The following is a 19,058-nucleotide window of genomic DNA, read 5'->3' on the forward strand; positions in this document are numbered from 1 at the left end:
GTATGACCGTCGCGCTGGCCGCCCCGCACCCCGCCGCCGTCGAAGCCGCCCGCACGGTCGTCGCGGCCGGTGGTGGCCCGATCGACGCCGCGGTGGCGGCCGCCGCGGCACTCGCGGTGGCCTACCCGCACCAGTGCTCGGCCGGTGGGGACCTCGTCGCGCTGGTCCGGTCGCCGGACGGTTCGACCCGGGCCGTGCTCTCGATCGGGGCGGCCGCGGCCGGGATCGACCTCGCCGGTCACCAGCGGATGCCGTTCAGCGGTCCACTGACGATCACCGTGCCCGGCGCCGTCGCCGGGTGGGCCCGGATCGTGTCGCTCGGGGCCCGGCTCCCGCTCGCCGACCTGCTGGCCCCGGCGATCGCGCTGGCCACCGACGGCGTCGCGGTGAGCGCGGGCCTGCGCAGGGCCACCGACGAGCGGAGGGACGCCGTCCGCACCGACCCCGGCCTGTCCGAGCTCCTGCTCGACGCGGCCGGCGAACCCCGGGACGTGCTGTACCAGCCCGCGCTCGCGGCGACGTTACGGACGATCGCCGGCGACTGGACGTCGTTCTACCGCGGGCGGCTCGCCGAGCGCCTGGTCGCCGGGCTCGCCCGCCTCGATTCGCCGCTGGGGGCGGTGGACCTCGCCGCCCACGAGCCGGAGGTCGTGGAGCCGCTCTCGACCACGATCGGCGCGGCCACCTGGTACGCCGCGCCGCCGCCGACGCAGGGCGCCACGCTGCTGGCCGTGCTGGGTTCGCCCGACCTGCTCACCGACGCGACGCGCGCCCGCGCGGCCCGCGACGCGCTGCTCGGAGACCCCCGCGGCGGCCCGATCGACGTCGACGCGCTGCGCCTGCGGGCGCCGGTCGCGACCAGCGCCGGCGCCGCGGGCGAGAAGCCGCGCGGCGACACGGTCGCGGTCACCGCGGTGGGAGCGGACGGGACCGCGGTGACGCTGATCCAGAGCGTGTTCCAGAGCTTCGGGTCGGGGCTGCTGGAGCCGGCCACCGGGGTGGTGCTGCACAACCGGGGCGCCTCGTTCACCCTGCAGTCCGGGCACCCGGGGCGGGTCCGGCCGGGGGTGCGCCCGCCGCACACGCTGTGCCCGTCGCTGGCCGTCGCGCCCGGCACCGTGGTCGCGCTCGGGTGCCAGGGCGGTCGCTCGCAGGCGTGGATCCTGGCCCAGGTCGCCGCGGACGTCCTCGACGCCGACGACCTGGCCGCGCTGGTCGCCCGCCCGCGCTGGGTGATCGGATCGCGCGAGCTCGACCGAGACGCCGACACCCTGCTGCTCGAGCCGGGTACGCCCGGCGCGGAGCGTCTCGCCCGGGCCGCGAGCGACCTCGGCCTGACCGCGGAGACCGCACCGCGGCGCCACGACAACGCCGGCCACGTGCAGGTCGCCCGCCTGCGTGACGGAGTACTCGACGCCGCCGGCGACCCACGCGCCGACGGTCACGGCACCACGCTGCCCTGACGCCCTGACGCCCGGACGCCGGGTCAGGCGACGGTTTCGGTGCGGCCCGGGGAGTCGAGGAGCGGGCGGAGGCCGCGCAGGATGTTCGTGATGCCGAACTCGAGCTCGCTCGACGGACCGTGCCCCTTGCGTTCGACCAGCAGATACCCCTGCGTGTACACCGACAGCGTGAAGAACGCGTGCTGCACCAGCGCCGGCGGCAGGCCGGCCCGCTCGAGCTCGGCGAACAGCTCCTGGGCCCGGGGCCACGACCGGGCCGAGAGGTCGGCGCCGGGCACCCCGATCTGACGCACGATCAGGTCGCAGGCGAGGTCGTCGGTGGCCAGCAGGCGATGGAAGTCGAGGAAGAAGTTGCGCAGCAACTCCTCCCAGTCCTCGCCGCGCAGGGCCGGCATGCGCTCGTAGAACGAGGTGAGCGCGGCTTCGGTCATCGCCGCGACGAGCTCGCGCTTCGTGCGGAAGTACCAGTAGATGCTGGTGACGCCCACGTCGAGGTGGGTGGCGAGCTGCGGGATGCTCCACTGCTCGATCGGGGTGTCGCGATAGAACTCGAACGCGCCGGCGATGATGTCGGCCGGGTTGATCGAGCCGCGGGCCCGTCGCGTACGCGCCGACTTCGGCATGGTGACCTCCCGCTCGAGCGACCCGACCGGTAAAGACTACCGGAAGGCTCGCGGGAACCGCTCAGCCCAGGAGTACCGCCTGGGACACCTGCACGGCGAGGGCCCCGGACGCGGTCCGGAACTCGGTCCTCGCGTGGGCGTGCGTGCCGGCGGCGAGCTCGCCGAGGCGGATCGGCGTCAGGCCCGTGGTGGCCGGTCCGGCGAACGCGATCGTCGACGCCAGCACGGTGGCCGCCGGCCCGCCCGGCACCGTGACCGCCGCCCCGACGTACGCCACCAGCCCGCGCACGGTCGTGGGATCGAGCCCCCACTCCCCCGTGGCGACCCGTTCCGCCAGCTCCACCGGCACGAGCTCCCCGCTCACCGGCAGCGCCCTCCGGCGGCCGGGGAATGGGACACCGGCGTCGTCAGGGGTCAGCACGACCACGGCCCGGCCGTGCGAGCCGCCGCCGACGGTGAGGCGGGTGGTCACGTCACCGGACGGGCCCCGGCGCAGGACCTCGACCCCGATCCGCAGCGCGCGGCGGGCCGGTGCCGGCACCCCGGCCGACCAGGACACCAGCGACACCCGGTGGCCCGGCACCGCGCGCTCGGCCGCCACCACCACCCCGGCCACCAGCTGCGCACCCGGGAACGTCGGCCAGGCCGGGTCGGCCGCCCTCAGCCGGAAGTCCCCGGACCCGACGCGCCCCACGTTCAGCGCGCGAACCAGCCGTCCGAGCTCCGGCGTCCGCCAGACGCCCGACGCCCCGGCCCCTAGCCTTTCGGCAGGGACCACTCGCAACACTCGTGCTCCACCCACTCCCCCAGTCAGCCATATGATTAGATAGTCGTCAACATTTCGATCGGTTAGAGGGTGCCCATGGACTGGGTCGACATCGGTCTGCTGCTGATCCGCCTGAGCCTGGGCGCCACTCTGCTGATGCACGGCTGGAACCACTGGCTCGGCGGCGGCAAGATCCCCGGCACGGCCGGGTGGTTCGAGAGCCTCGGCTTACGGCCGGGCCTCTTCCAGGCCTGGGCCAGCGTGGTCACCGAGATCGCCGCCGGGCTCGGGCTGATCGCCGGGCTGCTCACACCGCTGGCCTGCGCCGCGACCGTCGGGGTGATGGCCGTGGCGGCCATCGTCGCGCACCGCCCGAACGGCTTCTTCGTCTTCCGCGACGGCTACGAGTACGTCCTCATGATCGCGGTCGTGTGCGTCGCCCTCGGCGCGATCGGCCCGGGCCGGATCTCCCTCGACCACGCGCTCGACATCGAGATCACCGGCCTGGCCGGCTTCCTGGTCGCCCTGCTCGTCGGCCTCGGCGGCACCGCGCTGCTGCTCGCCACGACCTGGCGTCCGGCCAGGACCCCCGCCGAGTGACGGCACCTGAGTGGACATCCCTCTGATCAAGCGGGAGCACGATGAACCTCCTCACCCTGCTCGACCTGAGCGTCGCCGGGCACGGCGACCGCGTCCTGCTCGGCCCGGACCGCGACGGCCTCACCGGCTCCGACCTCCAGCTGCGGGCCCGCGCCGGCGCCGCCCACCTCCTGCGTGCGCGGGCCCGCACCGTGGTCTACCTGGGTGAGAACGGCGTCGGCTTCCCGATCGCGCTGTTCGCCGCGGCCACGGCCGGTGTGCCGTTCCTCCCGCTGAACTACCGGCTCTCCCGCGAGCAGCTGGCCGACGTCGTCGCGGCCCAGGACCACCCGTACGTGATCAGCGCGGACCCGGCGATCGCCGCCGGCGCGATCACCGTCGACGACTGGCTCGCGCTGACGGCGGGGAGCGCACCCGAGGTCACCCTCCCGCCCGAGCCCGACCCGGACGCCGAAGCCGTGCTGCTGTTGACCAGCGGCACCACGGCCGCTCCGAAGAGCGCGGTGCTGCGCCACAAGCACCTCGCGGCCTACGTCCTCGACACCGTCGAGTTCAGCGGCGCGGCACCCACCGACGCCGTCGTCGTGAGCGTGCCGCCGTACCACATCGCGGCGGTGGCGAACCTGCTGTCGAATCTGTACGCCGGGCGGCGGATCGTCTACCTGGACAAGTTCACGCCGGAGGGCTGGCTGGGGACGGTCGCGAGCGAAGGCGTCACGCACGCGATGGTCGTGCCGACGATGCTCGCACGGATCGTCGACGCGCTCGAAACGGGCATCGACGCCCCGCCGACGCTCCGCTCGCTCTCCTACGGCGGCGCCCCGCTCGCACCGTCGATCCTGCGCCGGGCGTTGACGCTGCTGCCGGCCGTGGGGTTCGTCAACGCGTACGGGCTCACCGAGACCTCGTCGTCGATCGCGGTGCTCGGTCCCGACGACCACCGGGAGGCCGCGGCCAGCGACGATCCGGCGGTCCGGGCCCGGCTCGGCTCGGTCGGACGGCCGCTGCCGAGCGTCGAGATCGAGATCCGGGACGCGACGGACGCGCCCGCGCCGGCCGGGCGGATCGGCGCGATCTTCGTCCGGGGACCGCAGGTCGCCGGCGAGTACCGGCAGGGGGGCCGCCGCGTCGACGCGGACGGGTGGTTCCCCACCCGCGACGAGGGCTATCTGGACGCCGACGGCTACCTGTTCGTGAAGGGACGCACCGACGACACGATCATCCGCGGCGGCGAGAACGTGGCCCCGGCCGAGATCGAGGACGTCATCCAGCAGCTGCCCGGGGTGGCCGAGGCGGTGGTCGTCGGGATCCCGGACGAGGAGTGGGGGCAGCGGATCGGCGCGTTCGTGATCCCCCGTCCGGGCGCGAACCTGAGCGAGGACGGCGTGCGCGCGTACGTGCGTAGCGTGCTGCGCTCGTCGAAGACGCCGGACGTGGTGACGTTCGTCGAGGACCTTCCGCGCACGCCCACCGGCAAGATCCTCCGCCGCGAGTTGGTCGAGTAGGCACGCGAAAGGGGGCCGGGCCATCCGCCCGGACCCCTTCCCGCGGTTACCAGCGGCCCTGCCTCACATCCCTGAACGGGACGTCCCGGTCGGCGGCGTGCTCGCGCGGCATGCCGAGCACGCGCTCGGAGATCACGTTGCGTGCCATCTCGGTGGAGCCGCCGCCCAGGCTGCCGGCCTGCCGGTTCAGCGACAGCTCGCCCACCTCGGCCGTGGAGCCGGTCACCGCGGCACTGCCGGCGATACGCAGCCGGATGTCGGAGTCGCGCCAGTCGGTCTCGGCGTGCAGGAGCCGGGTCATCGACGCCGACGGGCCGGGCAGGTGCCCACCGCCCAGCCCGGCGCCGACCCGGGCGATCAGCGCGGACTGCACCAGGTGGTTGGCGCGCGACTCGCCGATCAGCTCGCGCACCGTGACGTCGTCGAGCCGGCCGACCGCGCGGGCCAGATCGGCCGGCGGACGCGACGCCGCCGGTGCCACCCCCCGGCCGACCCCGCTGACGTACGGCGAACCGCCGCCCATCGAGGTGCGCTCCCAGTACAGCTGCCGGGACGCGACGGCCCAGCCCCCGTTCACCTCGCCGACGACCGCGTCGGCGGGCAGCCGCACGTCGTCGAAGAACTCCTCGCAGAACTCGGTGGAGCCGTTGACCTGGCGGATCCGCCGGATCGTGACGCCGTCGGCGTGCACAGGGACCAGGAACATCGTCAGGCCGGCGTGCTTGGGCACCGACCAGTCGGTGCGCACCAGGCAGAGTCCGTAGTCGGCGGCGTACGCGCCGGAACTCCAGATCTTCGCGCCGTTCAGGACCCAGAGGTCACCGTCGCGCTCGGCCTTCGTGGTCACACCGGCGAGGTCCGAACCGCCCCGCGGCTCGGACAGGAACTGCACCATGAGCTCGTCGCCGCGCAGCGCGCCCCCGATGCGGTCGCGTTTCTGCTGCTCGCTGCCCAGGTCGAGGATCGTGGCCGCGCAGATCGACAGCGTCGGGACGTTGATGCGCAGCGGCAGCTCGTACGGGGCGCTCTCGGCGTTGAACGCGCGCTGGTGCTCCGGGGTGAGGCCGAGCCCGCCGTACCCGCGGGGGAACGCGATACCGGCGAAACCGCCGTCCCAGAGCATCTTCTGCAGCTCGCGGGTGCGGTTCCAGGACGCGGTGTCGTTCTCGGGGTCGTCCAGCGCCGGGTCCCGGTCCGCCAGCCGCGGCATGGAGTCCGCGAGCCAGGCCTTCGCGTCGGCCCGGAACTCCTCGACCGAGATGCTCATGCCGCGTTCCCCCTCGCGATGACGATGTCCGCGAGCGCCCTCCGGTGCTCCTCGGGCGTGCCGTGGAGCGCGCGGTTGACGGTCACGCGACGCAGGTAGAGGTGCAGGTCGTGCTCCCAGGTGACGCCGATGCCGCCGTGCAGCTGCACGCAGTCCTGGATGATCTCGACCGACTTCGTGCCGACGTAGGAGCCGGCCGCCGCCACGAGTTCGGCCGCGTCGGGCGCGGCGTCCTGCACGGCGCGACCGGCCGCGGACACGATCGCGTGGATCGCTTCGAGCCACGTCTTCATGTCCGCGAAGCGGTGCTTGAGGGCCTGATAGGACGCGAGCGGCCGCCCGAACGAGTACCTGTCGAACGCCCAGGCGACGGTGAACTCGAAGACCCGGTCGACGGCCCCGGCGGTCTCGGCGCTCTGCAGGATCGAGGCGACCAGGCGGGGCCGTTCGACGGTCGCGGGGACCAGCGCCGACGCGGGCACCTCGACGTCCTCGAAGTGGACGGTGCCGAAGCGCCGGACCAGGTCCAGTGACTTCACCGGCTCGACGCGCACCTGCGCCGCGGGCACCAGGAACTGCCCGGCGTCCGTGGTGACCAGGAACAGGTCGGCCTGGTCGGCGGCCTCCACCCGGTCCTTCACCCCGGTGATCCGCCAGCCGTAGGCCGTCCGGGTCGCGGTGGTCCGGGGGTCCTGCGGCGTGAACCCGCGTCCCGGTTCGTCGACGGCCCAGGTGGCGACGGTCCCGCCGGCGACGAGCGACTCCAGGGCCGACTCGTGTCCACCGGCCTCCACCAGCGCCGCGATCACCGTGTTCACCGGCCCCAGCGGCCCCGGCGACACCAGCCGTCCCATCTCCTCGGCGACGATCAGCAGGTCGAGCAGCCCCGCGTCGGACACGCTGCCACCGCCCTGGTCCTCGGGCACGAGCAGCGCCGTCCAGCCGAGCTCGGCGCCGCGCGCCCACCAGTCGCGCCGGAAGCCGTCCGGTCCGGTCGCCCATTCCCGCACGGTGGAGAGCGGCACCTCGGCGTCGAGGAACTTCTTCGTCGTCGCCCGGAAGAGTCTCTGATCCGGGGTGAGGTCAAAATCCATGGAGCTCCTCCGGCGATATACTTTGACACTTCTAAAATTATTCAGGGATCGCCGGCAGGTCAAGGTGGTGATGCGTCGGCGCGGGACTACTTGCACGTGCTATTGAAGAGCGACACCGCCCGGGCTACCGACCGCATCTCCGGAGTATCCGCATGACCGTTCTGCTCGTCCACGGGGCCGGTTCGACGATCGAGCACAACTATCGGCGGGCGGGCTGGATCGACCGGCTGGAAGCGTCCGGCCGGGACGTGCTGGGCTACCACCTGCCGGGACACGGGCCGGGGATCGCCCCCGACCTCCCCGACGGTGACACGATCGTCGACGACGTCCTGCGCCACCTCGGCGACCGGGACCCGGTGGACGCGATCGCGTTCTCCGCGGGAGCGCAACTGCTGGCCGCGGTGGCCGCCCGGGAACCGAGCCGCTTCCGCACGCTCGCGTTGCTCGGCGTCGGCAACGGGGTGTTGCGGCCCGACGTGAGCGGCATCGCGGCGCTCGCGGCCGCGTTGGGCCGCGGCGACGATTCCGGCGTCACGCGGGTGTTCCGGCGGGCCGCCCGGTCGGCCGGCAACGACGTGGACGACGTCCGCCGGTACCTGGAGATCCCGAAGCCGCCGGTCGCGGCGGACGCGCTCGCGAAGGTGCAGGCTCCGGTGCTCGTCGTGCTGGGCGAGCACGACTTCAACGCCCCCGCGGACGACCTGGTCGCGGCGTTCGGCCAGGCCTCGCTGCGCGTGCTGCCGGGTGTCGACCACTTCGGGCTGACGTCGGACGCGCGCTGTCGGGAAGCGGTCCTGGCCTTCCTGCAGCGCTGATGCCCGCCGCGGTGGAGAGCCTGGTCGCCGAGTTGCCCGCGGTGGGCCCGCCGATCTCGGTGAGCGAGCGCGCTCTCGTTCACCGCTCCCGGCCGGCGCGCGGAGGTGCGGGTCGCGCTGCGTGCCGCGCTGGGCAAGACGCCGGTGCACGAGAGCCGGCGGGTCCGGCCGCCGAGAGCGTCCGTTGACAGCCCGACCGAACAAAAGTAGAAAGTTGGGCAAGTATCAAAGCAACGGAGGTTCGATGCCCACGAACGTGTCCGACGAGATGCGCGGCGCGCTCGGCACCCTGCTCACTCGCCGGATCAGCTACCCCGTGGCGGAATCGGACATCCGCAAGTGGGCCCTCGCCGTGTACTGGCCGGAGAAGCCACCGCGCGAGTTCCTCGACGCCGAACGCGCACCGGAGGACTTCAACCCGTTCGCGTGGGCGGTCGCGAGGAGCGAAGCCGGCGGCCGCCCCGAACCGGACGCAGCGGTCGCGGGGAGCGAGGCCGGCGGCCGCCCCGAACCGGACGCGAACAGCGCGGACCGCACCGAGCGGCTCGCCGGTGTGCCCGGTCCCGGGCTGCGGTTCCAGCTCAACGGAGGCCTGGAGACCGAGTACGGCGTCCCGATCCGGCCGGGTGACGTGATCACCAGCGAGAACCGGCTCGACGGGTACTCCGAGCGGGAGGGCAAGCTCGGCCTCATGCTCTTCACGGTCACCGAGGACACCTGGACCAACCAGGACCGCGCGGTCGTGAAGCGCAGCCGCATGACGTTGATCCGGTACTGAGGAGCGGGGCCATGACGCAGCGGACCAGCACGGCGCCGGCCGAGGTCGGCGAGGAACTCCCGCCGTTCGTGCGGACCACCGGGTTCGAGACCTGGAACCGGTACGCGGCGGTCAACGACGAGTTCGTGCCGATCCACATGGACGACGAGGCGGGCCGGGCGGCCGGGTATCCGACCGCGTTCGGCATGGGCAACCTGCAGTGGTCCTACCTGCACGCCCTCGTGCGGGGATGGCTGGCCGGCCGCGGCCGGATCGTGGCGCTCTCGTGCCAGTTCCGGAACCCCAACCTCAAAGGCCAGACCGTGACCGCCCGCGGGGTGGTGGAGGCCGTGCACGAGGACGGCACGGTGGAGCTCACGATCTGGACCGAGAACCAGGACGGCGCGAAGCTCGCCCCGGGCAAGGCCACCGTGGCCTTCGACTGACCGACCACTTCCCGGGCTCACGACGACTATTCGGCCCACGGCCGCCGATGCAGGCCCGGGACAGCGTCGCAGGCCCGAGACGCCGCAGCGCCCGGGCCCGTACGGCCCGGGCCCTACAGAGCGGTGTCACCAGGTCAGCAGCGTGACCTCGGACTCGCGGCCCTCATCGCCGGCCGCCTGACGCAGCCGGGTGGACGCGGTGGCGCGACGACGGCGGATCGGCGTCGGCTTGTGCTCGAGCCGGCCGGTGTCGGCGACCGCGCGCGGCTCCGGCGCGAGCGCCCAGACGTCGTCGATCAGGCCGCGCAGCACGTCGCGCCGCAGCGTGTAGTAGAAGTTCCGGCCCTGCTTGCGCGTCGAGATCAGCCCGGCCTGGCTCAGGATCTTCGTGTGGTAGGAGATGCTGGGCTTCGAGATCGGCAGCGTCTGCTCGAGCGTGCTGCACGCCAGCTCGTCGGTGGCCGCCATCTGCTGCACGATGCTCCAGCGGATGGGATCGCCCAGGGCCTTGAAGATTTCGGTCGCGCTCGCCGCGTCCGCGGAAGGTGGAGTCACTCGTTGCTCCTCGCTCAGCCCGGCTAGACTCCCTCGGCTAGCGCTAGACATTCATAGAACTATCAATATACGCCTTCGGTCAGATTCCCCGGAAGTTGGGCGCACGCCGGTTCCGCTTCGCCTCGATGCCTTCGTGCAGGTCCTCGGTCGTCATCGTGACCGGCTGGGCCAGCGCCTCCCACTGCAGCGACGCTTCGAGACCGTGCGCGGCCTGCTCGAGCCCGGCCTTGGTGAGCCGGGTGGCGATCGGCGCGGCGCCGGCGATCTGTTCGGCGATCTTCAACGCGTGCGCCAGGACGTCGTCGGCGACCCCACCGATCAGGCCCCACTCGAGGGCCTCCTCCGCGAACACCTCACGGCCGGTGTAGAGCATCTCCCGTGCCCGGGCGACGCCGATCGCCTCCTGCAGCAACCAGGTGGCGCCCATCCCGGCGTGGGTGCCGAGGTAGATGAACGGGGTGCTGAACATCGCGCCCGGCCCGGCGTAGCGCAGGTCGCAGGAGAGCGCGAGACACGCGGCCGCGCCCACCACCGGCCCGTTGATCGCGGCGATCACCGGGAACGGCAGCGACCGCGGACGCAGCCAGGTGCGGTAGAACGGCAGCATCCGGTCGCGCAGGCGGTCGGTCGTGACGTCGTGGCCGGCGGCCTGGTCGAGCCAGGACAGATCCGCGCCGGAACAGAACGAACTGCCCGCACCGGTGACGACCGCGACCCGCGTCTCCCGGTCCTCGGCGACCTCCGCGATCGCCCCGGTCCAGGCGGCGGTCATCTCGCCGGTCATCGCGTTGCGCACGTCGGGCCGGTTGAGCGTGAGCAGCCGGACGCCCGGCGAAGGCTCATCGATCAGCACCGCGTCGTCCGTAGGCATGGCAGCCACCTTAACCGTCGGTGGACAGCTCAGATCGCCAGGCCGACCAGCTTTTCCTCAAGGTATTCGTCGAGCCCGGCCGCCCCGCCCTCCCGGCCCAGACCGCTCTCCTTCGTGCCGCCGAACGGCGCCGCGGCCGCCGTCGGGTTGATGTCGTTGATGCCCACGATCCCGAACCGCAGCCCCTCCGACACCCGCGTCGCCCGCCCGATGTCGTTGGTGTAGACGTAGGACGCCAGCCCGTAGGTCGTGTCGTTGGCGGCCTCGATCACCGCGCGCTCGTCGTCGAACGGCATCACCGCGGCGATCGGGCCGAACGTCTCCTCGCGGTAGATCGCCATGTCCGGCGTGACGTCGGTGAGCACGGTCGGCGCGTAGAAGTACCCGTCGTCCAGCCCCGGCCCGGCCAGCCGCACTCCCCCGGTCAGCACGTTCGCGCCGCGTGCACGGGCGTCGGCGACGTGCCGCTCCATCTTGCTCAGCGCGTCGGCGTCGATGAGGGGACCGATCCCGACGGCGGGGTCCAACCCGGAGCCGGCCCGCAGCGCGGCGACGCGCGTACGGAACGCCTCGACGAACCGGTCGTAGACCGGGCGCTGGACGTAGATGCGGTTCGGGCAGATGCAGGCCTGGCCGGTGTTGAGGAACTTCACCAGCGCGGCGCCCTTTGCCGCGCGCACCGGGTCGGCGTCGTCGAAGACCAGGAACGGGGCGTGGCCGCCGAGCTCCAGCGAGACCCGCTTCAGCGTCGCGGCGGCCCGTGCGGCCAACTGCTTGCCCACGTCGGTGGACCCGGTGAACGTCAGTTTGCGCACGGCCGCCGATTCCAGGAGGACCTCGCCGGTCGTCTCCGGGTCGCTCGTCGTCACCAGGTTGACGACGCCCGCAGGCAGGCCCGCGTCGTGGAAGATCCGGAACATCGCGACCGCGCACAGCGGGGTCTGCTCGGCCGGCTTGAGCACGATCGTGCAGCCGGCGGCCAGCGCGGGCGCGACCTTGCGGGTGATCATCGAGATCGGGTAGTTCCACGGCGTGATCGCCGCGACCACGCCGACCGGCTGGCGCAGCACGGTGAAGCGCTGGTCAGCGCGGGCCGACGGGATCGTGCTGCCGTACACCCGCTTCGCCTCCTCGGCGTACCAGAGCAGGAAGTCCGCCGCGTAGCGCACCTCGTTGCGCGCCATCTTGAGCGGTTTGCCCTGCTCGCGGGTCATCAGCAGCGCGAGGTCGTCGGCACGTTCGCGCATCAGGCGGTACGCAGTGACGAGGAAGTCGGCGCGCTCGTAGGCGGTGCGCCGGGACCAGGGCTCGAACGCCGTCGCCGCGGCGTCGACGGCGGAGACCGCGTCGCACCGGTCGGCGTCGGCGACCTGCCCGATGACCTCGCCGGACGCCGGGTCGGTCACCGCGAACGTGCGCCCGTCGGCGGCGTCCTTCCAGGCCCCGTCCAGGTACAGAGTTCCGTCCATCAGCGCGACCCGCAATCAAAGCGTCGATAGTTATGCAATCACCTAACGATAACGGACCCGCTGGACACCTGCCGCTTGTCCGGCCCCCGCCCCCTCCGGTATAGATACATAGACAACCTTGAAACTGGACTGGCGTGGAGGAACGCGTGTGCAGATCAAGCGGGTAGCCGTGGTCGGCTGCGGGACGATGGGCGGGGGCGTCGCGCAGGTCGCGGCTCAGCGCGGTTACGAGGTGGTCGTCGTCGAGAAGGACGCGGCGTCCGCCGAGGCCGGTCAGCAGCGCATCGCCGCCGGTCTCGACCGCCGGCTCGACCGCGGCCGCATCACCGCCGACGACAGGCGCCGCACCCTCGACCGGCTGCGCTTCGGCACCGCCATCGACGCGATCACCGAGGCCGACCTCGTGGTCGAGGCCGTCTACGAGGACGTCGAGCTCAAGAAGAGCCTGCTCGCCCGGATCGACACGATCGTCGGCCCGGAGACGCTGATCGGCTCCAACACCTCGACGATCCCGCTGGTGGTCCTGGCCGGCGCGACGCGGCGCCCGGAGGCGATCGTCGGGCTGCACTTCTTCAACCCGGTGCCGGTGATGAAGCTGGTCGAGGTCATCAGGACCCCGATCTCGCTCCCGGCCAACGTCGAAAGCTTCGTCGCGTTCGCGAGAGACCTCGGCAAGACGCCTGTCGTCATCAACGACGTGCCGGGCTTCGTCGGCAACCTGCTCGTCGTCCCGTTCCTGCTCGACGCGGTCCGCGCGTTCGAACGCGGGGTCGCGCCGATGGAGTCGATCGACGAGGTGCTGCAACTCGGCTTCAACCACCGGATGGGCCCGTTCCGGCTCGCCGACCTGATCGGCCTCGACATCGTCCACGACATGGCCGCCTCGATGTACGAGGAGTACAAGGATCCGAGGTACTTCCCGTCCCCGTTGCTGAAGCAGTACGTCCGGCTCGGCTGGCTGGGTCAGAAGACCGGCCGCGGGTTCTACACCTACGACGGGGGCCGGTGATGGCGAAGACGCCGCTGCCCGTCCGGTCGACGGTCATCACCTGGTCATCGCACCTCTGAGCCAAGGACGTCCCATGCGACGAGTACCGAAGAAGACCGGTGACTACGGCATCGGCATCATGATCCACACGATCCACATGACCGACGACGTCAAGAAGCTCAACGACTTCTACCGCGACGTCTTCGGGGCACGGCTCTACCTGGGCGTGGACGAGCCCACCTATCTGCCGCCGGAGGACCGGTGGGCGAGCCTGATGATGGTCTCGGACCTGTGCGTCGAGACGATGGCCCCGAACCTGCCGGTCGACGCCACCAAGCCGGTCGGCAAGTTCTACTCGAAGTTCGGCCGCCATCTGCACTCGGTCGGTTACAAGGTCGACGACCCGGCCGGGCTGGCCAACTTCATGATCGAGCGGGGCATCTACATCGGTCGGCCGGGCGGCGGCAAGGTCGAGACGATGGAGCCGGGCGTGCACTACTTCTTCCCCAGCCCGCGGGACATGTTCGGCCTGATGGCCGAGATGTGCGTGATGGACATGCCCGGCGATCCGCGCCTGCTGCCCGGCTGGTCGGACCAGCAACGCGCCTGGGAGACCGATCACCCGCTGACGATCCGCCGGGTCGCGCACGTGATGCTCGGCGTCAAGGACGTGCGTGCCGCGACCGAGTCGTACGTCAACCGGGTGCAAGCGATCCCCCTCCACCACGGCGTCGACGAGGTGACGCGGGCGACGTTCCAGATCGTGCAGCTCGGCGACTCGCTGCTCAAGCTGGTCCAGCCACTGGACGACTCGTCGGATCTGGGCCGTCACGTCGCGAAATACGGCAACATGATCTACGCCGTCACGTTCCGGGTCGCGGACCTCGACTCGGCCGAACGCTGGCTGGCCCGGAAGAGCATCCGCACCCGTCGGCCGACCCCCACCACCGTCGCCGCCGACCCGGCCGACACCTGGGGCGCGCCCTACTTCTTCACCACGGAGCCCATCCCCGGCGACCCGTTCGAAGAACTGAACGACTAGGAGAACTCCGATGCCCACCTACACCGTCGGACAGCGTCTGCGCAGCGCTGTCTCCAGCGTCGAGGCGATCGTCGTCAAGGTCCCGGAGGGGGACGTGACGATCTCCTGTGCCGGGGCGGCGATGCTGCGTCCGGACGAAGCGGCCGACGGCGCGCTCCCATCGGCCGACCCGGCGCAGCGGCACACGCTGCTGGGAAAGCGCTACCTGGACGCCGACAGCCGGCTGGAGATGCTGTGCGTGGCGGCCGGGCCCGGCGAGCTCGCGGTCGACGGCCGCACGCTGACGATCAAGACCGCGCAGCCGCTGCCGGCGTCGGACTGACACCGGTGTCCGGTGCCGGGGGAGCTACCGGACCACGCCGCCGATCAGCTCCTGCATGAGCGAGGTGATCGTTCCGCGGTGCGCGCCCGCGGCGACCTGGCCACGCAGCCTCGGCAGGAAACGCGGAGCGCCGAAGGCCGCGACACCCACGACGGTGTCGCCGGCGAAGTAGGCGGCCACGGTGCCGCGCACCGGCCCCCCGGCCAGGCCCTCCCCGGTGAGCGGGAGGACGTTGTCGGCCAGGTCCGGCCGCCCGACGAGCTGGATCTTCAGCCCGAACTGGTCGGACCAGACGTACGGCACCGACGGGGGCGGCCGCTCCTGGCCGAGGAGGTCACGCGCGACGACCGCGGCCTGGTCGACGGTGGCCGTCCAGTGCTCGGTGCGGCAGCGGGCACCACGCACGTCGTCCCACCAGGCGGCGACGTCACCGAGCGCCCAGGTGTTCGGGGCGCCCTCGACCCGGCCGGTGCGGTCGCAGGGGACGCCGTCGGTGTCCAGGCCCAGCCAGCCGACGTCGGGCGTCGCGCCGATGCCCACCAGCACGACGTCGGCGCTCAGCCGGGTGGAGTCGGCCAGCTCCACGGTGTGCGCGTCGGCGAATCGGCTCAGCCGGGTGCCGCAACGCAGGTCGACGCCGGCTTCGGTGAACAGCCGACCGGTCAGCGCACCGAGCTCCGGCCCGAGCGCGTGCGCGGCGGTCGTCGGCATCGCCTCCAGCACGGTGACGTCCACGCCGCGCTGCCGGGCCGCGTGCGCCACCTCCGCGCCGACGAACCCGCCCCCGACGACCAGCAGCGACCGCGATTCGCCCAGGGCGTCGCGCAGCGCGGTGGCGTCGTCGAGCGTGCGCAGGGTCCGGACACCGTCCGGCTGGCCGGGGATCGTCCGGGCCCGCACACCGGTCGCGAGGACGACGGCGTCACCGGCGACCACCGATCCGTCCTCGAGTTCGACGGTGGTGTCGTGCAACCCGATCGCGGCGGCGCCGAAACGGTAGGCGACCCCCAGCTCGTCCAGGGCGGGCTTGTCGCGCAGGATCACCCGGTCGGGGTCCCAGACGCCGGACAGCACCTGCTTGGAGAGCGGCGGCCGGTCGTAGGGCGGGTGCTCCTCGGCACCGATCAACGTGATCGGCCCCCGGTGCCCGTTGGCGCGCAACTGCTCCACGACCCGGACGCCACCGAGACCGGCGCCGACGACAACGACGTGCTCCATGTCAGTCCTTCCGGAGCAGCAGCACGCCGCTCGGGGTCAGGCCACCGCTGCTCACCACGGCGGTCCGGGCGCCGGCGACCTGACGCTCCCCCGCGTCGCCGCGCAGCTGCACGATCGCCTCCTGCAGCAGGCCCATGCCGTGGGTGCGCCCGTGCGAGAGCTGGCCCCCGTGGGTGTTGAGCGGGAGCACGCCGTCGCGCGCGATGTTCTTGCCGCCGTCGAGGAAGTCCTTGGCCTCGCCGATCCCGCAGAACCCGAGGGCCTCCAACCAGGACAGGCAGTTGAACGTGAACCCGTCGTAGAGCTGGGCGACGTCGACGTCGTCCGGGCGCAGCGAGGTGCGGGTCCAGAGGTGCGCGGCCGGGCCGAGCACCTGCGGTTCGTGGGTGGACGTGCTCTGGTCCCACTCGACGCGTTCGAGCAGCTGGGTGCCGACGGCCTCGACGCGCACCGGCGGCCGGCGCAGGTCGGCCGCGGTGCCGGCGGCGGACACGACCACCGCGATCGCCGCGTCCACCGGCACGTCGCAGTCGTAGAGCCCGAACGGCGTCGTGATCAGCCGGGCGCCCAGGTAGTCGTCCATGTCCATCGGGGCGCGGTAGACCGCGGTGGGGTTGAGGGCGGCGTTCGCGCGCTGGTTGAGCGCGATCCAGCCGAGCGTCTCCCGGGTGGTGCCGTACCTCCGGAAGTGGGTCTGCGCGTTCATCGCCAGCCCGTGCGCGGCCGACGTGGCGCCGAACGGTACCGACCAGCCGCTGTCGCCGGGCACGCGGCCACCCATCGGGGGGAGCTCGCCGCGCTTGGTCATCTCGTCGTGCGTCGACTGCCAGATCGTCCGGAAACAGAGCACGTGACGGGCCAGCCCGGCCGAGACCGCGAGCATCGCGGCGATCACCGAACCACCCGGGCCGAAGGTCTCGGCGCCGCCGTTGTACCAGGTCGGCCGGATCCGGAGCGCGGCCTCCAGCGCGGCGACGCCACCCTCGCCGAAACCGCCGGCCGGGCCGCCGCCGGGGTAGGACGAGAGACCGTCGACGTCATCGAAGGTCAGGCCGGCGTCGGCGACCGCGGCCTCGCACGCCTGCACGGTGAGCACGAGCGGGTCGACACGCAGCCGCCGGCCGAGGTCCGAGGCCCCGACGCCGCTGAGCACCACGTCGTCCTCGAACTTGCGGGTGGTGAGCATCGGCCGGACCCTCGCCCGGATCTCCGCGGGGCCCTCCTCGTCCCCGGCGATCGGGCCGGTGCCGTCGATCGGGCGGAACAGCGGCAGCCAGACGTCCTCGACCTGCTCGAACTCCACCCGCACCCGCTGTCCGGGTACGACGTCGTCGACGCCGACCAAGCGGGTGGTGAGCCGCACCCGCGGGTCCTCGTCCGGGGCGACCCGCGCGACGACGTACGGCGGCGCCAGCCCGGGCAGCCCGAACCGGTGGTTCACCGTGGAGCTCACCACCGTCCCCTCGCCGGAGAGGTCCCGGATCTCCAGCGCGGTGCTCCGGCAGCGGGGACACGCGGGCTTCGGGGGGTGCACGAACCCCGCGCACGACGTGCACTGCTGCATCCGGAGCACGCCGTCGGCCCCGGCCCTCCAGTAGAACTCGTTCAGGATCGTGACGTACGGCAGCGGCGCGGTCATGCGGATTCCGTGACCGGCAGGGCGACCACGACCGTCATGGCTTCTTCTCCTTCAGAGCTGTGCGCTGGACGGGCGGACGGTGACCGGCTCGGCGAGACGCTGCTCGTCGACGATGCGCTGCATCCGCTCGATCGTCTCGTCGACGCCGGCCCCGAGCCGCGGGCCCGGGGTGAACGTGGCCGGCAGGTGTTTCATGCCGTTGATGACGCCGGTCGAGTCGTAGTGCACGGCGCCGTCCCGGTCGCACACGTAGTCCGGCATGCGGTCGAGCACGTGACGCAGCATCGTCTTGAACGTCGCCCTGGCCACGTTCGACCCGATGCACCGGTGGATGCCCAGCCCGAAGCTGGCGTGCCGATTGCCCTTGCGGTCCAGGTGGATCGTGTTGGGGTCCTCGAACACGGTCTCGTCCCGGTTGGCCATCGCCCAGGAGAGCCAGAGACGCTGGCCCTCCTTGAACTCGGTGCCGTTGATCTCGGCGTCGGTCTGGACGGTCCGGCCGTCACCGACCGCCGGGGTGTAGAACCGCAGGAACTCCTCGGTGGCCGAGTCACGCAGCGTGTCCCACTCGCGGTCGAGCCGGGCGCGCTCCGCCGGGTGCTCGGACAGCCACTCCAGGGAGTGCGCGGTCAGCGCGGTCGTGGTGTCGAACCCACCCCCGATGATCAGACCGGCGGCCCCCAGGACGTCCTTGTCGGTGGGCGCGGCCCCGTTGATCTCCGCGCGGATCAGCCCGTCGATCAACCCCGGGCGGGGCTCGACGCGGATCTTCGCGATCCACGACTCGGTGTGCGCCCGGGCCCGCATCATCTGCTGGAAGACGCGCATGATGTCCGGCGAGTCCGGCCGGGTGTAGACGCTGGCGTGCGAGGGCTCGCAGTGCACGGTCCAGGCCGCGAGCGGCATGCCGAGCATCGCCATCGTCAGCACGGCCGGGACGACGTTCGCCAGGTCGTCGACGAAGTCGATCCGGCCGGACTCGATCCGCTCGTCCAGCGCGGCGCGGGTGATCTCGTCGATGACCGGCTGCCAGCGCTTGACCGCCGCCGGGGACAGGTACGGGTTGAGCGCCTGCCGGTAGTGCCGCTGCTCGGGTGGGTCCATCTCCAGGAACCCGCCGATCGGGGAACCCGGACGACGCTGCGGCGGCGGGATGCTGATCCCCCAGTACCCGCGCTTGACCTCGTCCGGGTCGTTCTCGTTCGACAGCACGTCCGCCCGGCGCGCGATGTCGAACAGCTCTTTGTTCCCCGACACGAACCAGTAGCCGCCGTGCGCCTCGTTCCAGGCCACCGGGCACTTGCCGTGGTACTCGGTGGCGAGTTCCTGGAAGTCCTCCCGGTAGCGGTCGGAGTGCCGGTTGAGGTTGATCCTGGCAATCGCGCGCGCGTCGTCGATCGTCATGTGCCCTCCGCTCAGAACCGGATGATGGCCTGCTCGGGGCAGGTACGCGCGGCTTCCTTCGCGAGCGTCTCCGCCTCGGCGGGTACGTCTTCGCCGACGGCGTGCGCGTGGCCGTCGATGTCGGACAGTTCGAACAGGTTGGGCGCGGTCATCGCGCACAGGGTGTGCCCCTGGCAGATGTCCGGATCGACACGAACCTTCATGGGCTCAGCGC

General features: G+C 72.2%; 20 protein-coding genes. 9 read left to right on the forward strand and 11 right to left on the reverse strand.

Features of this window, described 5'->3' with window-relative positions; all coding sequences use genetic code 11:
* The first annotated feature begins 2 nt into the window (after nt 1-2).
* Nucleotides 3-1,463, forward strand: a complete 1,461-nt coding sequence (locus CRYAR_RS29080; protein WP_035856537.1) for a gamma-glutamyltransferase — start codon at nt 3-5, stop codon at nt 1,461-1,463.
* Between the two features lie 23 nt (nt 1,464-1,486).
* On the opposite strand, the gene CRYAR_RS29085 is transcribed toward CRYAR_RS29080, so the two are convergent.
* Together CRYAR_RS29085 and CRYAR_RS29090 are read right to left on the reverse strand one after the other, a co-directional pair.
* Nucleotides 1,487-2,086, reverse strand: a complete 600-nt coding sequence (locus CRYAR_RS29085; RefSeq protein WP_035856538.1) for a TetR/AcrR family transcriptional regulator — start codon at nt 2,084-2,086, stop codon at nt 1,487-1,489.
* Nucleotides 2,087-2,147: 61 nt separating this feature from the next.
* Complete coding sequence (locus tag CRYAR_RS29090; RefSeq protein ID WP_157018149.1) at nt 2,148-2,873, reverse strand: hypothetical protein; 726 nt, start codon at nt 2,871-2,873, stop codon at nt 2,148-2,150.
* 75 nt (nt 2,874-2,948) lie between these two features.
* Here CRYAR_RS29090 and CRYAR_RS29095 point away from each other — a divergent pair, with 75 nt between their 5' ends.
* Both CRYAR_RS29095 and CRYAR_RS29100 read left to right on the forward strand, forming a co-directional pair.
* Nucleotides 2,949-3,452, forward strand: coding sequence for a DoxX family protein (locus tag CRYAR_RS29095; protein WP_035856540.1), 504 nt, complete (start codon nt 2,949-2,951; stop codon nt 3,450-3,452).
* 41 nt (nt 3,453-3,493) lie between these two features.
* The gene (locus CRYAR_RS29100) at nt 3,494-4,957 is read left to right on the forward strand and encodes a class I adenylate-forming enzyme family protein (protein WP_035856541.1); all 1,464 of its coding nucleotides are present in this window, start codon (nt 3,494-3,496) and stop codon (nt 4,955-4,957) included.
* A 46-nt stretch (nt 4,958-5,003) separates the two neighbouring features.
* Here the strand turns inward: CRYAR_RS29100 and CRYAR_RS29105 are convergent, their stop codons facing one another.
* Nucleotides 5,004-6,224: an acyl-CoA dehydrogenase family protein gene (locus tag CRYAR_RS29105; protein WP_035856542.1), complete on the reverse strand. Its 1,221-nt coding sequence runs from the start codon at nt 6,222-6,224 to the stop codon at nt 5,004-5,006.
* Nucleotides 6,221-7,318, reverse strand: a complete 1,098-nt coding sequence (locus CRYAR_RS29110; protein ID WP_035856543.1) for an acyl-CoA dehydrogenase family protein — start codon at nt 7,316-7,318, stop codon at nt 6,221-6,223. Before CRYAR_RS29110 ends, CRYAR_RS29105 begins: the two co-directional genes overlap by 4 nt.
* Nucleotides 7,319-7,470: 152 nt before the next feature.
* Here CRYAR_RS29110 and CRYAR_RS29115 point away from each other — a divergent pair, with 152 nt between their 5' ends.
* The 3 genes from CRYAR_RS29115 to CRYAR_RS29125 all read left to right on the forward strand — a co-directional run bounded on the left by CRYAR_RS29115 (nt 7,471) and on the right by CRYAR_RS29125 (nt 9,336).
* On the forward strand, nt 7,471-8,133 hold the full coding sequence (locus tag CRYAR_RS29115; RefSeq protein ID WP_051571085.1) for an alpha/beta fold hydrolase: 663 nt from the start codon (nt 7,471-7,473) through the stop codon (nt 8,131-8,133).
* 244 nt (nt 8,134-8,377) lie between these two features.
* Entirely contained in the window at nt 8,378-8,911 is a 534-nt protein-coding gene (locus CRYAR_RS29120; RefSeq protein WP_211247695.1) for an FAS1-like dehydratase domain-containing protein, read from the forward strand.
* 11 nt (nt 8,912-8,922) lie between these two features.
* Nucleotides 8,923-9,336 (forward strand): MaoC/PaaZ C-terminal domain-containing protein, encoded by a 414-nt coding sequence (locus tag CRYAR_RS29125; protein ID WP_035856544.1) that lies wholly within the window; start codon nt 8,923-8,925, stop codon nt 9,334-9,336.
* A gap of 126 nt (nt 9,337-9,462) precedes the next feature.
* Here the strand turns inward: CRYAR_RS29125 and CRYAR_RS43795 are convergent, their stop codons facing one another.
* The 3 genes from CRYAR_RS43795 to CRYAR_RS29140 all read right to left on the reverse strand — a co-directional run bounded on the left by CRYAR_RS43795 (nt 9,463) and on the right by CRYAR_RS29140 (nt 12,231).
* Nucleotides 9,463-9,891 (reverse strand): ArsR/SmtB family transcription factor, encoded by a 429-nt coding sequence (locus tag CRYAR_RS43795; RefSeq protein WP_051571086.1) that lies wholly within the window; start codon nt 9,889-9,891, stop codon nt 9,463-9,465.
* 79 nt (nt 9,892-9,970) lie between these two features.
* Nucleotides 9,971-10,762 (reverse strand): enoyl-CoA hydratase/isomerase family protein, encoded by a 792-nt coding sequence (locus CRYAR_RS29135; protein WP_035856545.1) that lies wholly within the window; start codon nt 10,760-10,762, stop codon nt 9,971-9,973.
* A 29-nt stretch (nt 10,763-10,791) separates the two neighbouring features.
* A complete protein-coding gene (locus CRYAR_RS29140; protein ID WP_035867717.1) occupies nt 10,792-12,231 on the reverse strand; it encodes an NAD-dependent succinate-semialdehyde dehydrogenase in 1,440 nt (479 codons plus the stop codon).
* Nucleotides 12,232-12,379: 148 nt separating this feature from the next.
* On the opposite strand from CRYAR_RS29140, the gene CRYAR_RS29145 reads away from it, so the two are divergent.
* The 3 genes from CRYAR_RS29145 to CRYAR_RS29155 all read left to right on the forward strand — a co-directional run bounded on the left by CRYAR_RS29145 (nt 12,380) and on the right by CRYAR_RS29155 (nt 14,583).
* Entirely contained in the window at nt 12,380-13,240 is an 861-nt protein-coding gene (locus CRYAR_RS29145) for a 3-hydroxyacyl-CoA dehydrogenase family protein (protein WP_035856546.1), read from the forward strand.
* Between the two features lie 73 nt (nt 13,241-13,313).
* Nucleotides 13,314-14,261 carry a VOC family protein gene (locus CRYAR_RS29150; RefSeq protein WP_035856547.1) on the forward strand — a complete coding sequence of 316 codons (948 nt, stop codon included), beginning with the start codon at nt 13,314-13,316 and terminating at the stop codon, nt 14,259-14,261.
* 10 nt (nt 14,262-14,271) lie between these two features.
* Nucleotides 14,272-14,583 (forward strand): hypothetical protein, encoded by a 312-nt coding sequence (locus tag CRYAR_RS29155; RefSeq protein WP_035856548.1) that lies wholly within the window; start codon nt 14,272-14,274, stop codon nt 14,581-14,583.
* Between the two features lie 24 nt (nt 14,584-14,607).
* Here CRYAR_RS29155 and CRYAR_RS29160 read toward each other — a convergent pair whose 3' ends face one another.
* From CRYAR_RS29160 to CRYAR_RS29175, 4 genes are read right to left on the reverse strand one after another with little or no spacing between them, the layout of a single operon-like run.
* Nucleotides 14,608-15,801: an NAD(P)/FAD-dependent oxidoreductase gene (locus CRYAR_RS29160; RefSeq protein ID WP_035856549.1), complete on the reverse strand. Its 1,194-nt coding sequence runs from the start codon at nt 15,799-15,801 to the stop codon at nt 14,608-14,610.
* A gap of 1 nt (nt 15,802) precedes the next feature.
* Entirely contained in the window at nt 15,803-17,440 is a 1,638-nt protein-coding gene (locus tag CRYAR_RS29165) for a thiolase C-terminal domain-containing protein (RefSeq protein ID WP_035856550.1), read from the reverse strand.
* A gap of 51 nt (nt 17,441-17,491) precedes the next feature.
* The gene (locus tag CRYAR_RS29170) at nt 17,492-18,844 is read right to left on the reverse strand and encodes a cytochrome P450 (protein WP_035856551.1); all 1,353 of its coding nucleotides are present in this window, start codon (nt 18,842-18,844) and stop codon (nt 17,492-17,494) included.
* An 11-nt stretch (nt 18,845-18,855) separates the two neighbouring features.
* Nucleotides 18,856-19,047: a ferredoxin gene (locus tag CRYAR_RS29175; protein ID WP_035856552.1), complete on the reverse strand. Its 192-nt coding sequence runs from the start codon at nt 19,045-19,047 to the stop codon at nt 18,856-18,858.
* Nucleotides 19,048-19,058: the final 11 nt, after the last annotated feature.

This window comes from Cryptosporangium arvum DSM 44712, from assembly GCF_000585375.1.
GTDB lineage: Bacteria > Actinomycetota > Actinomycetes > Mycobacteriales > Cryptosporangiaceae > Cryptosporangium > Cryptosporangium arvum.